9 protein-coding genes are annotated in these 16,579 nt (G+C 72.0%); 4 read left to right on the forward strand and 5 right to left on the reverse strand.

Translation table 11 applies throughout. The features are described from left to right. Positions 1 to 56: 56 nt before the first annotated feature. Positions 57 to 1,670 (forward strand): FAD-dependent oxidoreductase, encoded by a 1,614-nt coding sequence (locus tag ATK36_RS28740; RefSeq protein WP_098514306.1) that lies wholly within the window; start codon positions 57 to 59, stop codon positions 1,668 to 1,670. Between the two features lie 772 nt (positions 1,671 to 2,442). Here the strand turns inward: ATK36_RS28740 and ATK36_RS28745 are convergent. The 3 genes from ATK36_RS28745 to ATK36_RS28755 form a co-directional block, all read right to left on the reverse strand. Then, positions 2,443 to 2,715: a GlsB/YeaQ/YmgE family stress response membrane protein gene (locus ATK36_RS28745; protein ID WP_098514307.1), complete on the reverse strand. Its 273-nt coding sequence runs from the start codon at positions 2,713 to 2,715 to the stop codon at positions 2,443 to 2,445. A gap of 224 nt (positions 2,716 to 2,939) precedes the next feature. Continuing rightward, the gene (locus ATK36_RS28750) at positions 2,940 to 4,787 is read right to left on the reverse strand and encodes a glycoside hydrolase family 5 protein (protein ID WP_098514308.1); all 1,848 of its coding nucleotides are present in this window, start codon (positions 4,785 to 4,787) and stop codon (positions 2,940 to 2,942) included. Between the two features lie 222 nt (positions 4,788 to 5,009). Then, positions 5,010 to 5,408 carry a VOC family protein gene (locus tag ATK36_RS28755; protein ID WP_098514309.1) on the reverse strand — a complete coding sequence of 133 codons (399 nt, stop codon included), beginning with the start codon at positions 5,406 to 5,408 and terminating at the stop codon, positions 5,010 to 5,012. A gap of 362 nt (positions 5,409 to 5,770) precedes the next feature. On the opposite strand from ATK36_RS28755, the gene ATK36_RS34325 reads away from it, so the two are divergent. Continuing rightward, the gene (locus ATK36_RS34325; RefSeq protein WP_098514310.1) at positions 5,771 to 7,975 is read left to right on the forward strand and encodes a TfuA-like protein; all 2,205 of its coding nucleotides are present in this window, start codon (positions 5,771 to 5,773) and stop codon (positions 7,973 to 7,975) included. Beyond that, the gene (locus ATK36_RS28765) at positions 7,972 to 9,120 is read left to right on the forward strand and encodes a YcaO-like family protein (protein ID WP_098514311.1); all 1,149 of its coding nucleotides are present in this window, start codon (positions 7,972 to 7,974) and stop codon (positions 9,118 to 9,120) included. Before ATK36_RS34325 ends, ATK36_RS28765 begins: the two co-directional genes overlap by 4 nt. Before the next feature lie 129 nt (positions 9,121 to 9,249). Here ATK36_RS28765 and ATK36_RS28770 read toward each other — a convergent pair whose 3' ends face one another. Both ATK36_RS28770 and ATK36_RS28775 read right to left on the reverse strand, forming a co-directional pair. After that, entirely contained in the window at positions 9,250 to 12,498 is a 3,249-nt protein-coding gene (locus tag ATK36_RS28770) for an AfsR/SARP family transcriptional regulator (RefSeq protein WP_141544560.1), read from the reverse strand. A 41-nt stretch (positions 12,499 to 12,539) separates the two neighbouring features. After that, positions 12,540 to 13,577, reverse strand: coding sequence for an amidohydrolase family protein (locus ATK36_RS28775; RefSeq protein WP_098514313.1), 1,038 nt, complete (start codon positions 13,575 to 13,577; stop codon positions 12,540 to 12,542). Positions 13,578 to 14,763: 1,186 nt separating this feature from the next. Here ATK36_RS28775 and ATK36_RS28785 point away from each other — a divergent pair. Beyond that, positions 14,764 to 16,527 (forward strand): sigma-54-dependent Fis family transcriptional regulator, encoded by a 1,764-nt coding sequence (locus tag ATK36_RS28785; RefSeq protein ID WP_098514315.1) that lies wholly within the window; start codon positions 14,764 to 14,766, stop codon positions 16,525 to 16,527. The last annotated feature ends 52 nt before the right edge of the window (positions 16,528 to 16,579 follow it).

A 16,579-nucleotide genomic window follows, 5' to 3' on the forward strand; every position in this document is an offset into this window, starting at 1 on the left:
GATGACGTCGCCGTGCTGGATTCCCGGCCGGTGGCGGTCCGGGGACGGGAGCGGCCATGATGACCTCGTCTGCTGCTGAGCCCGGCTACGACCTCGCCGTGCTCGGTGCCGGGCCCGCCGGTCTCGCGGCGGCGGTCCGGGCGGCCACGGCGGGTGCCCGCGTCGTGCTGATCGATGCCGGGGCGCATCCCGGCGGCCAGTACTGGCGGCATCGCGGTCCCGCGGATTCCGGTGCGCTGCACCATGATTGGCGAACGTTCCAGACCCTGCGCGACAGTCTGCCCGGCCGGGTCGAGCACCTCGCGCGGCACACCGTGTGGCAGGTCGGCCGGTACGAACACGGGCTGGAGATCCACACGGTGCACGAAGGCACCGCGCACGGTGGCAGCAGCGACACCGTGCACAGGCGCGGTGCGGGCGAAGGCACCGTGGGCGACAACACCGTGTGCAGGGGCGCCACGTGTGATGAGCCCGCGCGCGAGGGCACGCTTTGCGGGGACGCCGGGCGGGGCGACCCCCTACGCGGGGACGCCACGCCCGACCACCCCACGCGCTGCGACACCGAACGCTGCCTCCGCGTGGCCGCACTCGTCGTGGCAACCGGCGCCTACGATCGGCAGTTGCCGTTCCCCGGCTGGACCCTGCCCGGGGTGTACACCGCCGGGGGCGTGCAGTCCCTCCTCAAAGGACACGGCGTGCTCGCCGGGCGGCGGATCGCCGTCGCCGGGACCGGGCCGTTCCTGCTCGCGGTGGCGGCCGGGCTGGCCGAATCCGGTGCCGAGGTCGCCGGGGTGTTCGAGGCCGGGCACCCGGCCGGGTTCGCCCGTTTCCCCGGTGCGCTGGCCGTCAACGCGGCGAAACTGGCCGAGGGCGCGGGATTCCTCGCCACGATGGCCCGGCACCGGATCCCGTACCACCCGCGCACCACTGTCCTCGCGGCGCACGGGAAGGGCGAGCTGAGCGGAATAACCACCGCCCGGCTCACCCGGTGGGGCAAGCTCGTGCCCGGCAGTGAGTCCGAAGTGGACTGTGACACGCTCGCCGTCGGCTACGGGTTCACGCCCCAGCTGGAGATCCCGCTGCAGCTCGGCTGCGAAACCCGGCTGGACGAGGACGGCAGCCTGGTCGCCGTCGCCGATCATCGGCAGCGCAGTACCGGCGATCGGGTCTACCTGGCCGGAGAGGTCTGCGGGGTGGCCGGTGCGGCCGCGTCCGTTGTGGAGGGTCACCTCGCCGGAATCGCCGCGGTGGAAGACATTCTCGGCATCGCACCGGATCCGCGCGAGCTGCGCGGGCTCCTGCGGCAACGTCGGGCACGGCGTGCCTTCGCCCGCGCGATGCACCGGACGTTTCCGGTCCCGCCGGGCTGGACCGACCGGCTCACCCCGGCCACCGTGGTCTGCCGCTGCGAAGAGGTCGACGCCGCCACGATCGCCGCGGCAGCCACCGAACTGGGCGCCACCGACCCACGCGCGGTCAAGCTCTACGCACGACCGGGCATGGGCCTGTGCCAAGGCCGCGTCTGTGGTTACGCGACCAGCTGCCTGACCGCCGCCCGCGAGAACCGGACGCCCACCGCCGAGGAACTGCGCTCCCTGGCCGCCCGCCCGATCGCGAGCCCGGTCACCCTCGGCATGCTCGCCAAGGGTGACCGTTCACCGGGTGAGTGAGTGCTGGCTGCCGGTCGTGGGCCGGGCCGGCTTCGCTGTGCTTGCCAGGAGTGACCGTCACGGGCTGCGCGCCGACCAGCGATCGTGGCCCCGCCCACGCGTGCCGGGGCCTTCGTCGGACGGTCCTGTTTCGGTGCGCCCCAGCGCTACGATGGCTACCGCGAGCGAGTCAGTCCCGGCACACCCGCCGACGTGGCGTAGGAAACAGGGCTGGTGGTCGGTGGTGCAGGTCCGCGCGCGGCTGCGGCCGGGTTGTCCAGCAGCCAACGGCGACCTCACCACGGAGGCGCCTTCGCCGTGACGTCCGCGCCGCCCCCAAGGCGCACCGCCGAGAATCAGGATGTCCACCCCGCGTCGCCTACCTGGATCCGCTCCGGTCGCCGGGCCGCGCATCGGGAAGGCAACGCCGGGCGCACTCGGTGATCGTGGGGCGGGCCGGTCCGTGCGAGCCGCGGGGAAGATGTGCAGCGCGGCCAGAAACCCGATCCGGGTCGCGGCGCCCGGCCGGTAGCAGCGGAGGTCGTGGACCGACTTCGCCGGCTAACCCGCCCGCCGGAGGAGCCCCGGCCCGACGAGCGGCGACAGGCACCCGAGTCCCGCCGAACGCGCCGCGTGCCTGCAAGATCCGAAAACCACGGCCGGGGAACCCCTCTGCCAAGGAGCCCGGCCCGGCGAACGATCAGCGGGATCAAAGCGTCCACCCAAGGCCGGTATGTAAGACCGGGCGCGCGGGCCGGGCACCCGTGCATCCGGTGCCCGGCCCGCGAACGGTTCAGTCCCTGCGGTCGCGGCTGCGGCCGAAGAGCAGCCGGTAGATGATCAGGATCACCAGCGAGCCGGCGATCGCCAGCCCCCAGGTCTTCAGATCGAAGAAGGTACCGACGTTGCGATGGAAGACCGTCTTGCCGATCCATCCGCCGAGCAGCGCGCCGCCGATGCCGAGCAGGATGGTGATGATGCAGCCGCCCGGGTCCTTGCCCGGCATCAGTATTTTCGCGATGACGCCGGCGACCAGGCCCAGCACGATCCAGCCGATAATGCCCACGACTGTCCTCTCCTTCGACTCACTGTCTTGGTGATCAGGATGTCATACCCGGCTGGGCCGAAGCTCGTCAGAGTGAGCCAGCGAGCAGGTGCCGGATGGTTGCCTCCGGCGCCCGTGACGTCGATCACGGGTGCCGTAAGGGGCATGGTTGTGGGCGGCGGGACCGGTTGCGGGCCTTCGGGTCCGGTGACGCACTGGACACTGTGGACCGCGCAGCGCGTCGGTCAGGAGCGGCAGAGCAAGGCGACCGGCTCCCCGTTCGATCCCACCCTTGTCGTGGCGGCGACACCGGCGACGTACTCGTCCGATGTGCACTGTCCTTTGTAGTGTCCCGAGGCGAAATCGCCACCGGGCTCGGCGCTGGGACGGTCGTCGCCGCGGTCGAACCAGACTGTGCGGCCGTGGTGGCCCAGGGGAGTGGCCGAGCGGCCGCACAGCACCGCCGACACGGCCGCGCCCTTGACGCTGTAGCCGACCACGGCGTGATCCGGTGGGCATTGCCGTTTCGTGTAGCCCCGCGCCCAGTCTGTGTCGACAGTGGACTCATCGGTGACGGTGATGTACTCGCCGGGAGTGGCCGGTGTGCCGGTGCAGAGGCCTCGGGTTCCGTTGTGTGCCAGTCCGGCGAGGCGCTGGCCGTCGGGGCAGGTCGCTTTGCGGGCGCCCGGATCCCAGTCCGGTTTCGCCCGCATCGCCCGTGACGCCGGGAAATCCCCGTAGTCGAGGTTGAGCAGCGACCAGTGCTCAGCGGGCGGGATTTGCCCGGTCCGCGATGGTGCGTCGATCAGTCTGCGCCAGGCCGGGCCGCGCCAGTCGGTGCCGTCGAGGATGTCGGTGCGCTCGCCCGCGCCGTCCCACGCGAGCAGGGACCAGCCGTCGTCCTTGCCTGCGGTCTGGAAGCCGACTGCGGGCCAATAGGCGAAATCGGTGTCGGTTTCGGCGAGGTATCCGAGGAAATTCTCGAACCAGGCGCGCGAGGCCTTGTCGGTGGTGCCCCGGCCTTCCCCGAATTCGCTGATCCACAGTGGAGCGCTGTAGTGCTTGCCGGTCTCTGCGGAGATGAAGAAAGCCTGCCGGTACAGCACATCCCGCAACTGTTGCGGGGTCAGGTCGCGGTAGCGCGGATCGTGCGTCTCGCCGATGCCGGTCGCCCCGGAATGATTCGGGCCGGTGTAGCCGTAGAAATGCGCGGAATAGACCAGTTTTCCGGAATCGACGAGCGTGTGCGACAGCGTGCGGGCCGGCTCCAGGGTGGGCCTGCCGTGCGGCAGTCCGTCCACCGGCAGCCCGGTCCAGTTGATCCCCTCGACGATCATCAGCAGATCCGGGTTCGCCTCGGTGAGGATCCGGTCGGCGACCTGCTGGCTCGCGCGCTGCCAATCCGTGCCGTTGCCCGGCCCCCAGCCGGGGTCCTCGAACACGGAGCGGCGGACCTCGTTGTACAGATCGGCGCCGACGACGCGGTTGTTCGCGGCATACCGGCGGGCCATGAACAGCCAGTCGTCCTGCCACTGCTGCTCGGTCTGCGAGGTGTTCCAGCGCTCGTTGCCGTCGAGCCCGCAGCACCAGCGCGAGGTGGTGGTGTGGTTGTTGAGAATGACCGCGAAACCGCGCGTGGTCAGCCGGTCCACTACGCGGTCGTAGACCTGCAACGGGGTCAGGCCGCGCAGGTGCGGGTTGGCGGGCAGTTCGGGCACCGGGTTCGCGTCGTGGATCATCGCGTTGGAGAACTGCAGGCGCACGCTGTTGAGGCCCAGTTCGGCCAGCCCGTCAACGATCGTGTCGATCGAGGCCCGGTCCAGCCCGAGCGGGGTCTGGTAGGCGATCTCGCCGCCGTGGTGACTGGCCGGATCGGCGGGGTCGCCGGAACCGTTCCACGTGCCGCTCGCGCCGTGCCAGTTGGCCGCCTTCAGCTTGAACCGATTGCCCTCGGCGTCGACGATGTACCGGCCGCGCGTGCTCAGCGGCGCCACCCAGCCTGCCGGATCCCTCCCGGCCGCCGCACTCGCGGGTGGCGCGGCGACGACACCGATGGTCACGAGGACTGCGCACAGCGCACCCAGGATCCGCATGCACAGAGGGTAGCCAGCCGGATGCCGGGTATGTACCGGCGAAAAGTAGCGTACGTGTACGGCAATTCTCCAGACCGAATCAGTCGCACAAAGCCTTGATCGTGACACGCGAACGCAGCCCTTCGCCGGACAGGTCGAACCCGATCGAGTCACCACGTTTCGCCCGGTGCGGGCAAACCGCTCTCTGCCCGGCAAGCTTGCTGCGAGGCGTCTCGGTCGCGGTCAGGCAGTCGTGTCGTCCGGTACCGGCTCGACCCGGCGGCGGAGCAGACAGAATTCGTTGCCTTCCGGGTCGGCCAGCACGTGCCACGATTCGCCGCCGCTCTGGCCGACGTCGGCGGTGCTGGCGCCCGCGGCCAGCAGCCGGTGCAGTTCCGCGTCCTGGTCGCGATCGGTCGGGTTCACGTCCAGGTGCAGGGGCAGCTTGCCGCGGCGCGGATCGGTGCTGTGACTGAGGATCAGGGTCGGTTGCGGGCCCCCGGAACCGCGGCCGGGCGGGCCGATCTCGATGTCCAGGCCCTCCCGGCCGAGTTCCACGTAGCCGAGGATTTCGCACCAGAAGTCCGCCAGCCGCTGCGGATCGGTGCAATCGAGGACGAGTTCGGTGATCCGGCAAGCCATGCGCCGACGCTACGGGGCGGCGGCGGGCGGGGAAAGCGCGTTTTCCCGGTGCTCGTGGTCAGCGGGAGTGACGGGTTTGTGGCGCTTCGTGGTATACCACCGGAATTCCTCTTCTCGAGATCCAGCCCCGGTCGGGACCTCGGGCAAACCGGCAGCTCAGCCGCTCGTGCTGTAGTAGGCTCCGCGCGTGATCGCGTTTCGGCGATCGCCGAGGAGGGGAGCAGAACATGGACGAGATCATCGAGCAGATCAAGACGGCTCGTCGCGACGTGACCGCGGCCGAGCTGTTCGACCCGTGGTCGGAGGTCGTGATGATCCTGGGCGGCCGGGAATTCAGCTGATCCGGCGGGCGTGATCGCACCATGCCGGTGCACGTGTTCCTCGGCCCCACCCTGCCGGGGCCGGAAGCGCTGAACTGCCTGCCCGGCGCGGTACTGCATCCGCCGGTGGCGCACGGTGATCTGCTGCGGCACGGCTTCACCCGTGGCGACGTGGTGGTCCTGGTCGACGGCTTCTACCACCAGAGCGCCTCGGTGCGGCACAAGGAGATCCTGGCGCTGCTGCAGTCCGGCGTGCGGGTGGTGGGGTGCGCCAGCATGGGCGCGATCCGCGCGGCGGAACTGCATCGCTACGGAATGCTCGGCCACGGCGTGGTCTTCGGGCAGTACCGGGACGGGCTGCTCGAAGGCGACGACGAGGTCGCGGTCCTGCACGGCGAAGCGCCGGAGTACCGCAAGCTCACCGTGGCGCTGGTCGCCGTGCGGCACGCCGCCGAGGCCGCGCGGCGGGCAGGCGTACTTTCCGCAGCGGCGGCGCAGTCCGTGGTCGAACTCGCGCGGCGCCGGCACTACACCGAACGCACCTGGCAGTCGCTGGCGGACGCGGGCGAGGATCTCGTCCGGCTGCGCGAGTTCCTGGCCGAACACCCGCACGTGGCGGACGTCAAAGCCGCTGACACCCGGGACACGCTGTGCGCGCTCGCGCGCGGCCTGCTGCCTGGTGCGGGCGGTCGCGGCGAGGGGGCTGCGGATGAGAGCTGCGCGGCGGATGCCGAGGCTGCGGATGCCCGTGGCACGGTGCCCGGTGCGGGTGGTGCCGCCGGTGACGTGGCGGACGGGGGTTGCGCAGCGTGCGAGGCCATCGATACCCGTGGCACGGTGCCCGGTGCGGATGGTCGCGGTGGCGGAGCGGTGGATAAGGGCTCGGCGGCGGAGGTCAAGGCTTCGACCGCCCCCGGCACGCTGCCGGGTAGGGGCGGTGTCGGTGATGGGGCTGCGGATGAGGGTTGCGCGGCGGATGTCGAGGTTGCGGTTGCCCGTGGCATGGTGCCCGGTGCGGGTGGTGCGGGTGGTGCGGGTGGTGCGGGTGGTGCGGGTGGTGCGGGTGGTGCGGGTGGTGCGGGTGGTGCGGGTGGTGCGGGTGGTGCGGGTGGTGCGGGTGGTGCGGGTGGTGCGGGTGGTGCGGGTGGTGCGGGTGGTGCGGGTGGTGCGGGTGGTGCGGGTGGTGCGGGTGGTGCGGGTGGTGCGGGTGGTGCGGGTGGTGCGGGTGGTGCGGGTGGTGCGGGTGGTGCCGCCGGGGTGACGGATGAGGGCTGGGTCGCGGGTGTCAAGGCCGCGGACATCCGCGACACGGTGCCCGGTGCGGCTGATCGCGGTGATGGGGCAGCGGACGGGAGTTACGCGGCGGGCGTTGAGGCCGTGAATACCCGAGGCATGGTGCCGGGCACGTACGGTCCCGGTGAGGGGACAGCGGACGGGGTTTGCCTGGCGGGCATCGAGGCCGCGAACACCCATGACACGGTGCTGGGCACGAGCGGTCTCCGCGACGAGACGGCGGACGAGGATCGCCCGGCGGACGTCAAGCCCGCAGCCACCCGCGACACCCGGCCCGGCACAGGCGATCCCGGCGACTGGACGGCGAACGACGACTGGCGCAACCGGTTCATCACCGAATGGCAGGTCGAGTTCTCCGTGTCCCCGGTGGAGGGCACCGACGTGTCGCTCGGCGCCACGATTCGCTACCAGCAGATCCATCTCGAAGACTTCCCGGCGCGCTGGCGCCGCTACGTGCTGGGACACCTCGCCGGGCCGGGCCCCGAAGACGAGCGCGAGGTCCGCGCGTTGCGGGTCGCCGCGCGGCACGGCTTGAGCTCGGAATCGCTCACCGTGGAGCAGACCGGGTACTGGCTCACCCCGGCGGAGGCGGCTGAGTTGCCGGGCGCGGAGGCGTTGCTGCGCATCCTGGTCCGGTCGTATCAGCCGCAATGCCCGGCCGGTGACCTCGCGTCGGCCGAGCCCGGCGTCGGGGCGGATCCGGCGGCGCGGCGGGCGGTGGCCGAGGCCGAGGTGGTCAACGCCGAGGTCGCGTCGTGGGCCAGCGGCCAGCACGTCGGCCAGCTCAAGCCGGCCGTGCTGATCGGGCACCTCGCTTCGGTCTGGCGGACCGGCGACGAGCCCGCGCTGCTTGCCGCCGCGCGTGATCGTGGCTTTGCCACCGTGGCCGAGGCGGCCGAGGCCGTGCGGCCGTTCTTCCTGCGCAGCCGGTTCCTGACCCGGGACGGCGCATGACGACGCCGGCCGGGGCGAAGGTGTTCTTCGCCGGAACGCACCGGGTCCGCCGCCCGGACGAGACCTGGGCGGTGATCGAACCACTGCTCGCCCGCTACGGGGTCACCCGCGTCGCCGACGTGACCGGGCTTGACGTGCTGGGCGTCCCGGTGATGATGGCGGTGCGCCCGCTGGCCCGCAGCCTCACCGTCTCCCAGGGCAAAGGACAGACCGCGGTGCTCGCCCGGATCTCCGCGGCGATGGAGTCGATCGAGCTGTGGCACGCGGAGAACGTGCCGAACCCGGTGCGCCACCACGCCACCCCGGCCGCCGAACTCGGGCTGCCCTACCGAATCGCCGGCGTCGTCACCGGGCCGGGCTCGCTGGTCACCGAGACGACTCCGCTCGACTGGGTCGAGGCGTTCGACACGGGCAGCGGCGCCGCCGTGCCGGTGCCGTGGCCGCTGGTGAGCCTGCCCCCGCCGGTACGGCCGTGGACCCCGCCCGGGTTCCTCTGGAGCAGCAACGGGCTCGCCTCCGGCAACAACCGCTCCGAAGCGGGCTTGCACGCCATCTACGAGATCATCGAACGGGATTCGCTCAGCCGAATCCCGCTGGGCGCGCCGTGGTCCTACATCGATCCCGGTTCGCTCGCCGACGACGTGTGCGCGCCGCTGATCGACCGCATCCGGTCAGCCGGTGCCACGGTCACGATCACCACCGTCGACGGCCGGTTCGGCGTGCCCTGCTTCGCCGCCCGTGTGTGGAGCCAGGACTTCCCGGTGGCCTGCGGCGGCTGGGGCACCCACTTGGACCCGCATGTGGCGCTGTCCCGCGCGCTGACCGAGGCTGTCCAGAGCAGGCTGACCGGCATCGCGGGCAGCCGCGACGACCTGCCCGCCGTGTACCAGCGGGTCCGCCTCTCCACCGAGAACCTCGTCGAGCCGGACGGCCCGCGCCTGACTTGGGCCGACTACACACCTCCGGGTCCGGGCGCCTTCGCCGACGTCGATGCCGAACTCGCCTGGCTGTCGGCCCGCGTCCGCGACATCGCCGGTACCGGCCCGCTCCTGGCCGACCTCAGCACCACCGACGAGTTCTCGGTGGTGAAGGTGACGATTCCGAAGACCTTGTTCGACACGGAGTATCTGCACACCGGAGCGTGAAGCCCCGCACTGTCCACAGTAGACTCCCGTGCCCCGGGCGGCCCACCCTGGACGGGCTGTGAAGGGGCCCTTCACGGACTCAGAGTCCGTGAAGGGCCCCTTCACAGCCCCGCCGACGTCGTGACGGGGTCACCCGGGTTGGTGTGGTGGCACAAGGGCGACGACGTCGGGCACCACCGGTGCCGCCTCCGCACGGATGCCGTCGAGCGCCGCGTCCGCCTGCCGGTCCAGGTCGTCCGCGGCGGCGGTGTCGCCTGCGGCGCGGCGGGCGGCTGCGGCGGCACGGCGGGCGTGGGCGCCGTCGAGCCGGTAGCCGTATTCCTCGGCGATCGCTTCCGCGTGCCCTGCGTGGTCGATCGCCTCACGGATCTCGCCCTGGGCCAGCCGGACGGCCGACAACTCGGCGTGCGCCTGGCCGCGGTCGCGGGGGAGTACCTCGTCGAGACCTTTCTTCGCCAGGCCGGCGGCCTCGGTCAGTTCGCCGGAACGGCGGTGTCCGCTCGCCAGGCCACGGTCGATCGCGGCCACCCAGTAGTCCGCGCCGCCGTGGTGGGCGAGGGTGCGGGCCTGGGCGAAGTGCTGCCGGGCCGCGCCGAAGTCCTGCTCGGCCAGTGCGGTGTCGCCGAGCAGGACGTGGGAGCCGGTGATCAGCCAGGCGACGTCGGCCGCCTGCGCCCAGGCCAGGGCGCGCCTGCCGAGGTCGTGGGCGAGATCCGGCCGGCCCGCCTCCAGACAGGCCTTGGCGATGTTGCGCGCGATCTCGGTGATCCCGGGGGAGAACTGGAGTTCGGTCCACCCCGCCATTGCCTCGCCGAAGGAGAGCAGCGCGGAACGCAGTTGCCCGGCCCACAGATCCCGGAAGCCGAACGCGCCGACACAGCGGATCTCCAGATGTCGTAGCTGCTGCTGCCGGGCCAGCTGCCGCGCCTCGGTGAGATTCTCCGACGCCTCGGCGACCCGGCCGAGGTGGATCTGCGTCATGCCCAGGTCGAACAACGTGGTGCTGCGCCCCGCGGTGTCCCCGCCGAGCCGCAGCGCCTCCTCCAGGTGCACCATCGATTCGTCGAGCCTGCCCAGCTCGCCGTAGATCGAGCCGAGCCCGGTGTGCGCGCGGGCCTCGCCGACCGGATCACCGGACTCCCGGAACAGCCGCGCCGCCTCCCGCATGTGCGCTTCGGACTGGTCGTAGCCGGCGTGGTGGAACAGCATCCGGCTGAGACCGCGGTGGATGGCGGCCTGCCCGCGCGCGTCACCGGCCTGTTCGGCGGCCCGCAATCCGGCGCCGAACGCGGACTGCCAAAGCGAATCCTGCCGTCCGCGCTGCAGATAGGGGAGCAGGGCGTAGGCGAGTTCCCAGACCGGCGCGCCGGGCGGCGGCGCGCAGATCAGCGCGACCAGGTTCTCCGCCTCGGCGTCCAGCCAGTTCAGCGCGGCCGCGGGGGAGGGCCACGGCGGGTCCTCCGCGACCGCGGAACCGAGCAGATGCGCGTCCGGGTAGAGCAGTTCGCACGCGGTGTGCGTGCGCTGCCGGTATCGGGCGAACAGCCGGGTGAGCGCCGCGTCGCGCTCCCCGGGCGGGTCCAGCTCGCGGGCCCGTTCCGCGGCGAACTCCTTGATCAGGTCGTGGAAATGATGCCGTCCGGGCGCGCCGGTGCCGATCAGGTTGGTCGCGGTGAGCCGGTCGAGCATGCGCTGCGCCTCGGCCGGCGCGGTGCCGGTCACGGCGGCCGCGGCGAGCACCTCGAAATCCGGCCCGGGAATGCTGCTCACCGTCCGGAAGAACTGTGACAGCGCGGGTTTCACCGTGCTGTAGGACAGATCGAAGGCCAGCCGCACGGCCGCCTGGTCGTCACCCTCGATCTCCATCGCGTCGAGCTTGGTGCCAGGACGCAGCCGCTCGACGTACTCGGCGATGGACCGGCCGCCTGAACCGGCGAGGTTGGTCGCGGCGATCCGCAGCCCGAGCGGCAGATAGCCGCAGGCGGCGGCGAACGCACCGGTCGCGGCGGGCTCCGCGGCGACCCGTTCGGCGCCGACGATGTTGCCCACCATCGCCCCGGCCTCCTGCGCGGACACCACGCCGACCGGCAGCCGCCGTGCCCCGTCGAGCGCGACCAGGCCCTGCAGATTGTCCCGGCTGGTGATCAGCACCGCGCAGGACGGGTCGGACGGCAGCAGCGGCCGGATGTGCTCCGGGCTGGCCGCGTTGTCCAGGATCATCAGCACCCGCCGCCCGCTCAGCAGCGAGCGCAGCACCGAACTCTGCTCGTCGATCTCGTGCGGGATGCGTTCCGGGGCGACCCCGAGCGCACGCAGGAACCGGGCCAGCGCGTCTGTCGCGGCCAGCGGCGGGCTGGTCGAGTAGCCGCGCAGGTTGACGTACAGCACGCCGTCCGGGAAATCCGCGCGCAGGGCGTGCCCGGCGTGCGTGGCCAGCGCGGTCTTGCCGACCCCCGGCGGGCCGGACAGCACCACCACCGGCACCGCGAGCCGGTTCCGGCCGGGCCGGGTGGTCAGCTCGCGGATGGTGGCGAGCAGCCCGTCGCGGCCGACGAAATCGGCCACGTCGGCGGGCAGCTGGAACGGGGCTGTCCACGCTGCCGCCGACGCAGGCCCTGTCGTCCCGGGATCGCTGCGCAGGACCTCCTGGTGCCTGCGGCGCAGCGCCTCGCCCGGGTCGATGCCCAGCTCCTCGCGCAACAGCGTGGTGACCTTGCGATACACCGCCAGCGCGTCGGCCTGCCGCCCGGAGCGGTGCAGGGCCTGCATCAGCTGGTCCCAGAAGTGCTCGCGGAGCCGGTTCTCCTCGGTCAGCGTGTGCAGCTCGCCGATCAGCCCGGCGTGCCTGCCCAGGCCGAGTTCGACGTCGATCAGCCGCTCCCAGGCCTGCAGCCGTTCCTCGGACAGCCGGGTGGCCTCCTGGGCCTGGAGCACCTCCGAGGGCACGTCGGCCAGCGGCACGCCCCGCCAGATCTCCAGCGCGGCCCGCAGCTCGCCGGCCTCGGCGGCGGGATCGCCCGCCGACTGCGCCCGCCCCGCGGCGGCGATCCGCAGCCGGAACCGGCCCAGGTCGAGCATCTCCGGCGTGAGTTCGAGCAGGTAACCCGGCGGCTGGGTGCGGATCAGCCCGCCCGCCTCGCCCAGCACGTTGCGCAGCCGCATCACGTAGGCCTGCGCCGCGTTCCGGGCGCCGCGCGGCGGTTCGCCGTTCCACAGCCGGTCGATCAGCTCCTCGACCGACACCACGTGGTTGGCCCGCAGCAGCAGGGTCGCGAGCGCGATCCGGGTCTTGGCCGAGCCCAGCGGCGCGGCCGTCCCGCCGACGACCGCGGACAGCGGCCCGAGCACACCGAACTCGGGCGCCTGGACTCCGGTCAAGGCCTCGCCTCCCACCTGCTCGGGCCGCCGTGGCGGAACGCTCAGCGGATCACCCGGCCGCCGAGGATGATCCGTTTCGGATCGGCGAGCACACCAGGATCGGTGACCGGGTCTGCCTCATAGACCACCAAGTCTGCCGGTGCGCCGTCGGCAAGGCCAGGCTCGCCGAGCCAGTGGCGCGCCGTCCAGCACGCGGCGCCGAGCGCGGCCTCGGCCGGCAAACCGGCTTTGCGCAGCCAGCCGACCTCGGTGGCGATGTTGCCATAGGGCGCGCAGTCTGTCCCAGCGAGCACTGTGACGCCCGCCTCATAGGCGGCCCCGACGATCGAGGGCATCCCGTCCCAGCCCGCGAGCAGCCAGTCGCGCAGGGCACTCGGCGCCTTGTCCCTGGTCCGTTCGGCGATGCCCGCGAAAGTGGTGAACGTGGGAACCAGCGCGGTGCCCTGCGCGGCCATCCGGTCCAGCATCTCCGGTTCGAGGTGCATCCCGTGCTCGATGCTGTCCGCCCCGGCGAGCACGGCGTTGCGGCCGCCCTCGGCGTTCTGGCAGTGCACCGCCACCCGGCCACCCGCTTCGTGCACCGCGGCGACTGCCTCGGTGAGCACATCGAGCGGAACGGTGGCCTCGGTGGGTTCCCAATCGCCGATGATCTTGCACCAGCCGCCGGCGCCCGCCTCCTCGACCGCGGCGCGGACCAGCTCGTCGTCGCCGATTTCCCGCCCGTATCCCGGGTAGAACGAGCCGTTCGGGGCGAGCCAGCGCCCGGCCGAGCGGACCCGGGGCAGCCCCGGTTCGGTCCCGGCCCAGTCCGGGAGCCGGACGGTCGAGCCCGGCACCCGCACCAGCAGCACCCCGGCGTCGCGGTGCGCTTCGAGATGGCGGCGCAGCTGCTCGTCGGAGAACGGGTCGTCCGGCCCCGTCGAACCCGGATGGGTGTGCATGTCCACCAGGCCCGGCAGGAGCCAGCCGCCGTCCGAGATCAACTCGTCGCAGCCGCCCTCGCGCAACCGGTCGCCGTCCACCGCGAACGTCCGGACCACCCGGTCCGGCAACGTGGTCCCGCGGACCCCGAAAACCACAGTCCGATCCCCTGTTCTCGTGCTGTCCCAGCCTCGCTACGCCTGCGGACCCTACCGGACATATGCCCTGCTCGGGGGCGGTTGACAGGGCGTTCTGTGCGCTGTCATCGAGCTGTCATCGGTGCTCGGTAAACCTGTAGTCACCGCTCGCGGAGGACCCGGTTCCCACCGGGAGCGGGCACGGCATGTCTTGGGGGTCCTGCCGTACCCGCGAAAGGTCCGGACGGACGCGTCTCCGACGCGGCCCGGCCCGCTTCCCCCGGCGAGCGTCTGGCGGGCGGCGGTGAGGTGGACGGCGGTCCGCCTCTCCTCGCCCTCGCCGGTCCCGGCCGGGGTGCGCGAACACCCGCCGGGACCAATCCGGGGTCGGGGATCCGGGGTCGGGTGTCGCGGCGGGGTGGGGGTGCTTGCCGGTCGGGTTCGCCGGGCGGGTGCCGGTCGGGTTTCGGCGTGCGGGTTTCGGTGGGTGGGTGCCGGTCGGGTTTCGCGGGGCGGTTGTCGCTGTCGGTCCGAGGCCGGTGGCGGCCGGTGGCCGGCCGGTTGTCGGCGGGGGTGGGGTCGGTGGTCGCCGATTGGTTGCGGGGTCGACGGTCATCGGTCGGTCGCGGGGTCACCGGATCGTGGGGCCATCGGGTCGTGGTTCGATCTTCGGAAGCCGTGAGCCGTGAGCCGTGAGCCGTGAGCCGTGAGCCGTGAGCCGTGAGCCGTGAGCCGTGAGCCGTGAGCCGTGAGCCGTGAGCCGTGAGCCGTGAGCCGTGAGCCGTGAGCCGTGAGCCGTGAGCCGTGAGCCGTGAGCCGTGAGCCGTGAGCCGTGAGCCGTGAGCCGTGAGCCGTGAGCCGGCGGGCAGGGTCCCGGCAAAGTTGGTCGAGGACCCGTGATCAGCAGAGTGCCGTGGCTGCCGCGTCATCATCGGCGGCGCCTGCCCTCTTCGTCGATTGCGCCCGGCAGTAGGCGATGCGGAGGTGTTCGAGGCGCGCGACCACCTCGTGGTGTGTGCCGGACCTGTTTAGGGTCTGTGAAGGGCCCCTTCACAGACCTTCACCGCCGCACGTCCAGACCGCTGAGGTGGCCCTTGCCGTCGGCCGCGAGCCTGTCTCACGATGAGACAGGGTGACGCGCGCCACGGGTGCACGATGACAGATCGTGGGTCGGCAGGACTCGGCACTGGACGTTAAAGGAGACGTGGTGGCGACTCGGGGTAACGAGACCATGCGTGACCTGCGGGAACGGTTCCTGTCACGCCACTTGCCCGAGGTGCCGGGAGTACGGGACGTGATCACCGCGTCGTGGCGGCGGGCCCTGGAGCACCAGGTCGCAGTGGCGCGGCCGGAGCCGCGCTACGTGTCCGACCGCGACGAGGAAAGCCTGCTCGCGCACAGCGCCGCTCCCGTGCTGGCGAACCTGTCCGAAGAGCTGGCCGGCCATCCGACGGCGATCGTGCTGACCGACGCGAACGGGCTGGTGATCGATCGCCTGTCGACCGATCGGACGCTCACCGCGGGACTCGATCAGATCTCTCTCGCGCCGGGCTACAGCTACGCCGAGGAATCGGTGGGGACCAACGGGATCGGCACCGCGGTGGAGTGCCAGAAGTCCGTGCTGGTGTCCGGGTTCGAGCACTTCAACGACGAGCTGACCGGCTTCGAGTGCGCCGGTGCGCCGATCGTGCACCCGATCCGCGGGCATCTGGCCGGAGTCCTGGACCTCACGTCGTGGGACGAGGCGTGCGGGCCGCTCCTGCTGACCCTGGCCCGCACCACGGCGAAGCGGATCGAGGAGGCGATGCTCGCCGGCACCGGCGCGCGCGAGCTGAGCCTGTTCCGGGAGTACCTCGCGGCGTGCCGGCGTGGTTCGGGGGCCGTGCTCGCCGTCAACAACGACGTCGTCATGGTCAGCAGCCAGGCCGAGGAACGCTACGACGTCACGGATCGCTCGGCGCTGATCACGCATGCGACGGATCTGGCCGGTTCGGCCAAACCGGCGACCGTGCTGGCCGATCTCCCGTCCGGGATCAGCGCCCGGCTCGAATACCGGCCCGTCTACAGCGGCACCACGCTCGCCGGTGGCGTCTTCCGCGTCAAGAACCAGACCTCGTCGCGGCGGAGCACCACCCGGACCGATCTCCAGCTGCCCGGACTGGCCGGGGCCAGCCCGCAGTGGCGGCAGGCGTGCGCGGCCGCGGACGCGAGTTTCGGCGGCGGGCAGTGGCTCGCCCTCAGCGGGGAGCAGGGCACCGGGAAGACCGAGATGGCCCGGGCCATCGCGCTCCGCCACGGCAGGCGGCCGCTGATCGTGGACTGCGCCGCCGTCGACGATCAGGACGCCTGGATTCTCGCGCTCGCCGACGAAGCGGCCTGCAGCGATCCGCCCGTCGTGGTGCTGCAGCACGTGGACGCGCTCGGACACAGCCGCCTGCCCGCGCTCACCGAACTGCTCGCGACTTGGCAGGACGTCCCGCCACGGCAGGCGCCCGCTTGGGTCGTGGCGACCCTCGGTTGCGAGCCGATCGAGCACGGCACGATCCTGGCTTTCTTCACTCGCAAGGTCGAAGTTCCGCCGCTGCGGCACCGTATCGAGGACCTGCACCGGCTCGTTCCGCATCTGCTGGCCCGCCGCGGCAGCCGCACGCCCGCCGTCTCCGATGCCTGCCTCCGCCGGCTGATGCGCCTGCCGTGGCCCGGAAACGTCCGGCAGCTCGACGCCGTGCTCGCCATCGCCGTGCACGGGGTGCACGGCGGCACCCTCGAACCCGCGGATCTGCCCGCCGAATGCCAGGCCTTCACCCGCCGCAGGCTGACCAAGCTCGAAACCCTCGAACGCGACGCGATCGTGCGCAGCCTGGCCGCCAATCGGGGGAGCAAGAAACGCGCCGCGCTGGATCTGGGCATGTCGCGCGCCACGATCTACCGCAAGATCCGCGCCTTCGGCATCGTCGACGACGCGTCGTGATCCGCAGCCCGGGTCTCACATTGAGATAAAAGCCGCCGGGCAGGAGCCCGAC

Source organism: Amycolatopsis sulphurea, assembly GCF_002564045.1.
GTDB classification, from domain to species: Bacteria; Actinomycetota; Actinomycetes; order Mycobacteriales; family Pseudonocardiaceae; genus Amycolatopsis; species Amycolatopsis sulphurea.

What these genes read in the sequence shown, in the direction of transcription:
- ATK36_RS28765 (WP_098514311.1), top strand. Translation starts at nt 7,972, where the DNA reads ATGACGACGCCGGCCGGGGCGAAGGTGTTCTTCGCCGGAACGCACCGG.
- ATK36_RS28750 (WP_098514308.1), bottom strand. Translation starts at nt 4,787, where the DNA reads ATGCGGATCCTGGGTGCGCTGTGCGCAGTCCTCGTGACCATCGGTGTC.
- ATK36_RS28755 (WP_098514309.1), bottom strand. Translation starts at nt 5,408, where the DNA reads ATGGCTTGCCGGATCACCGAACTCGTCCTCGATTGCACCGATCCGCAG.
- ATK36_RS28740 (WP_098514306.1), top strand. Translation starts at nt 57, where the DNA reads ATGATGACCTCGTCTGCTGCTGAGCCCGGCTACGACCTCGCCGTGCTC.
- ATK36_RS34325 (WP_098514310.1), top strand. Translation starts at nt 5,771, where the DNA reads ATGCCGGTGCACGTGTTCCTCGGCCCCACCCTGCCGGGGCCGGAAGCG.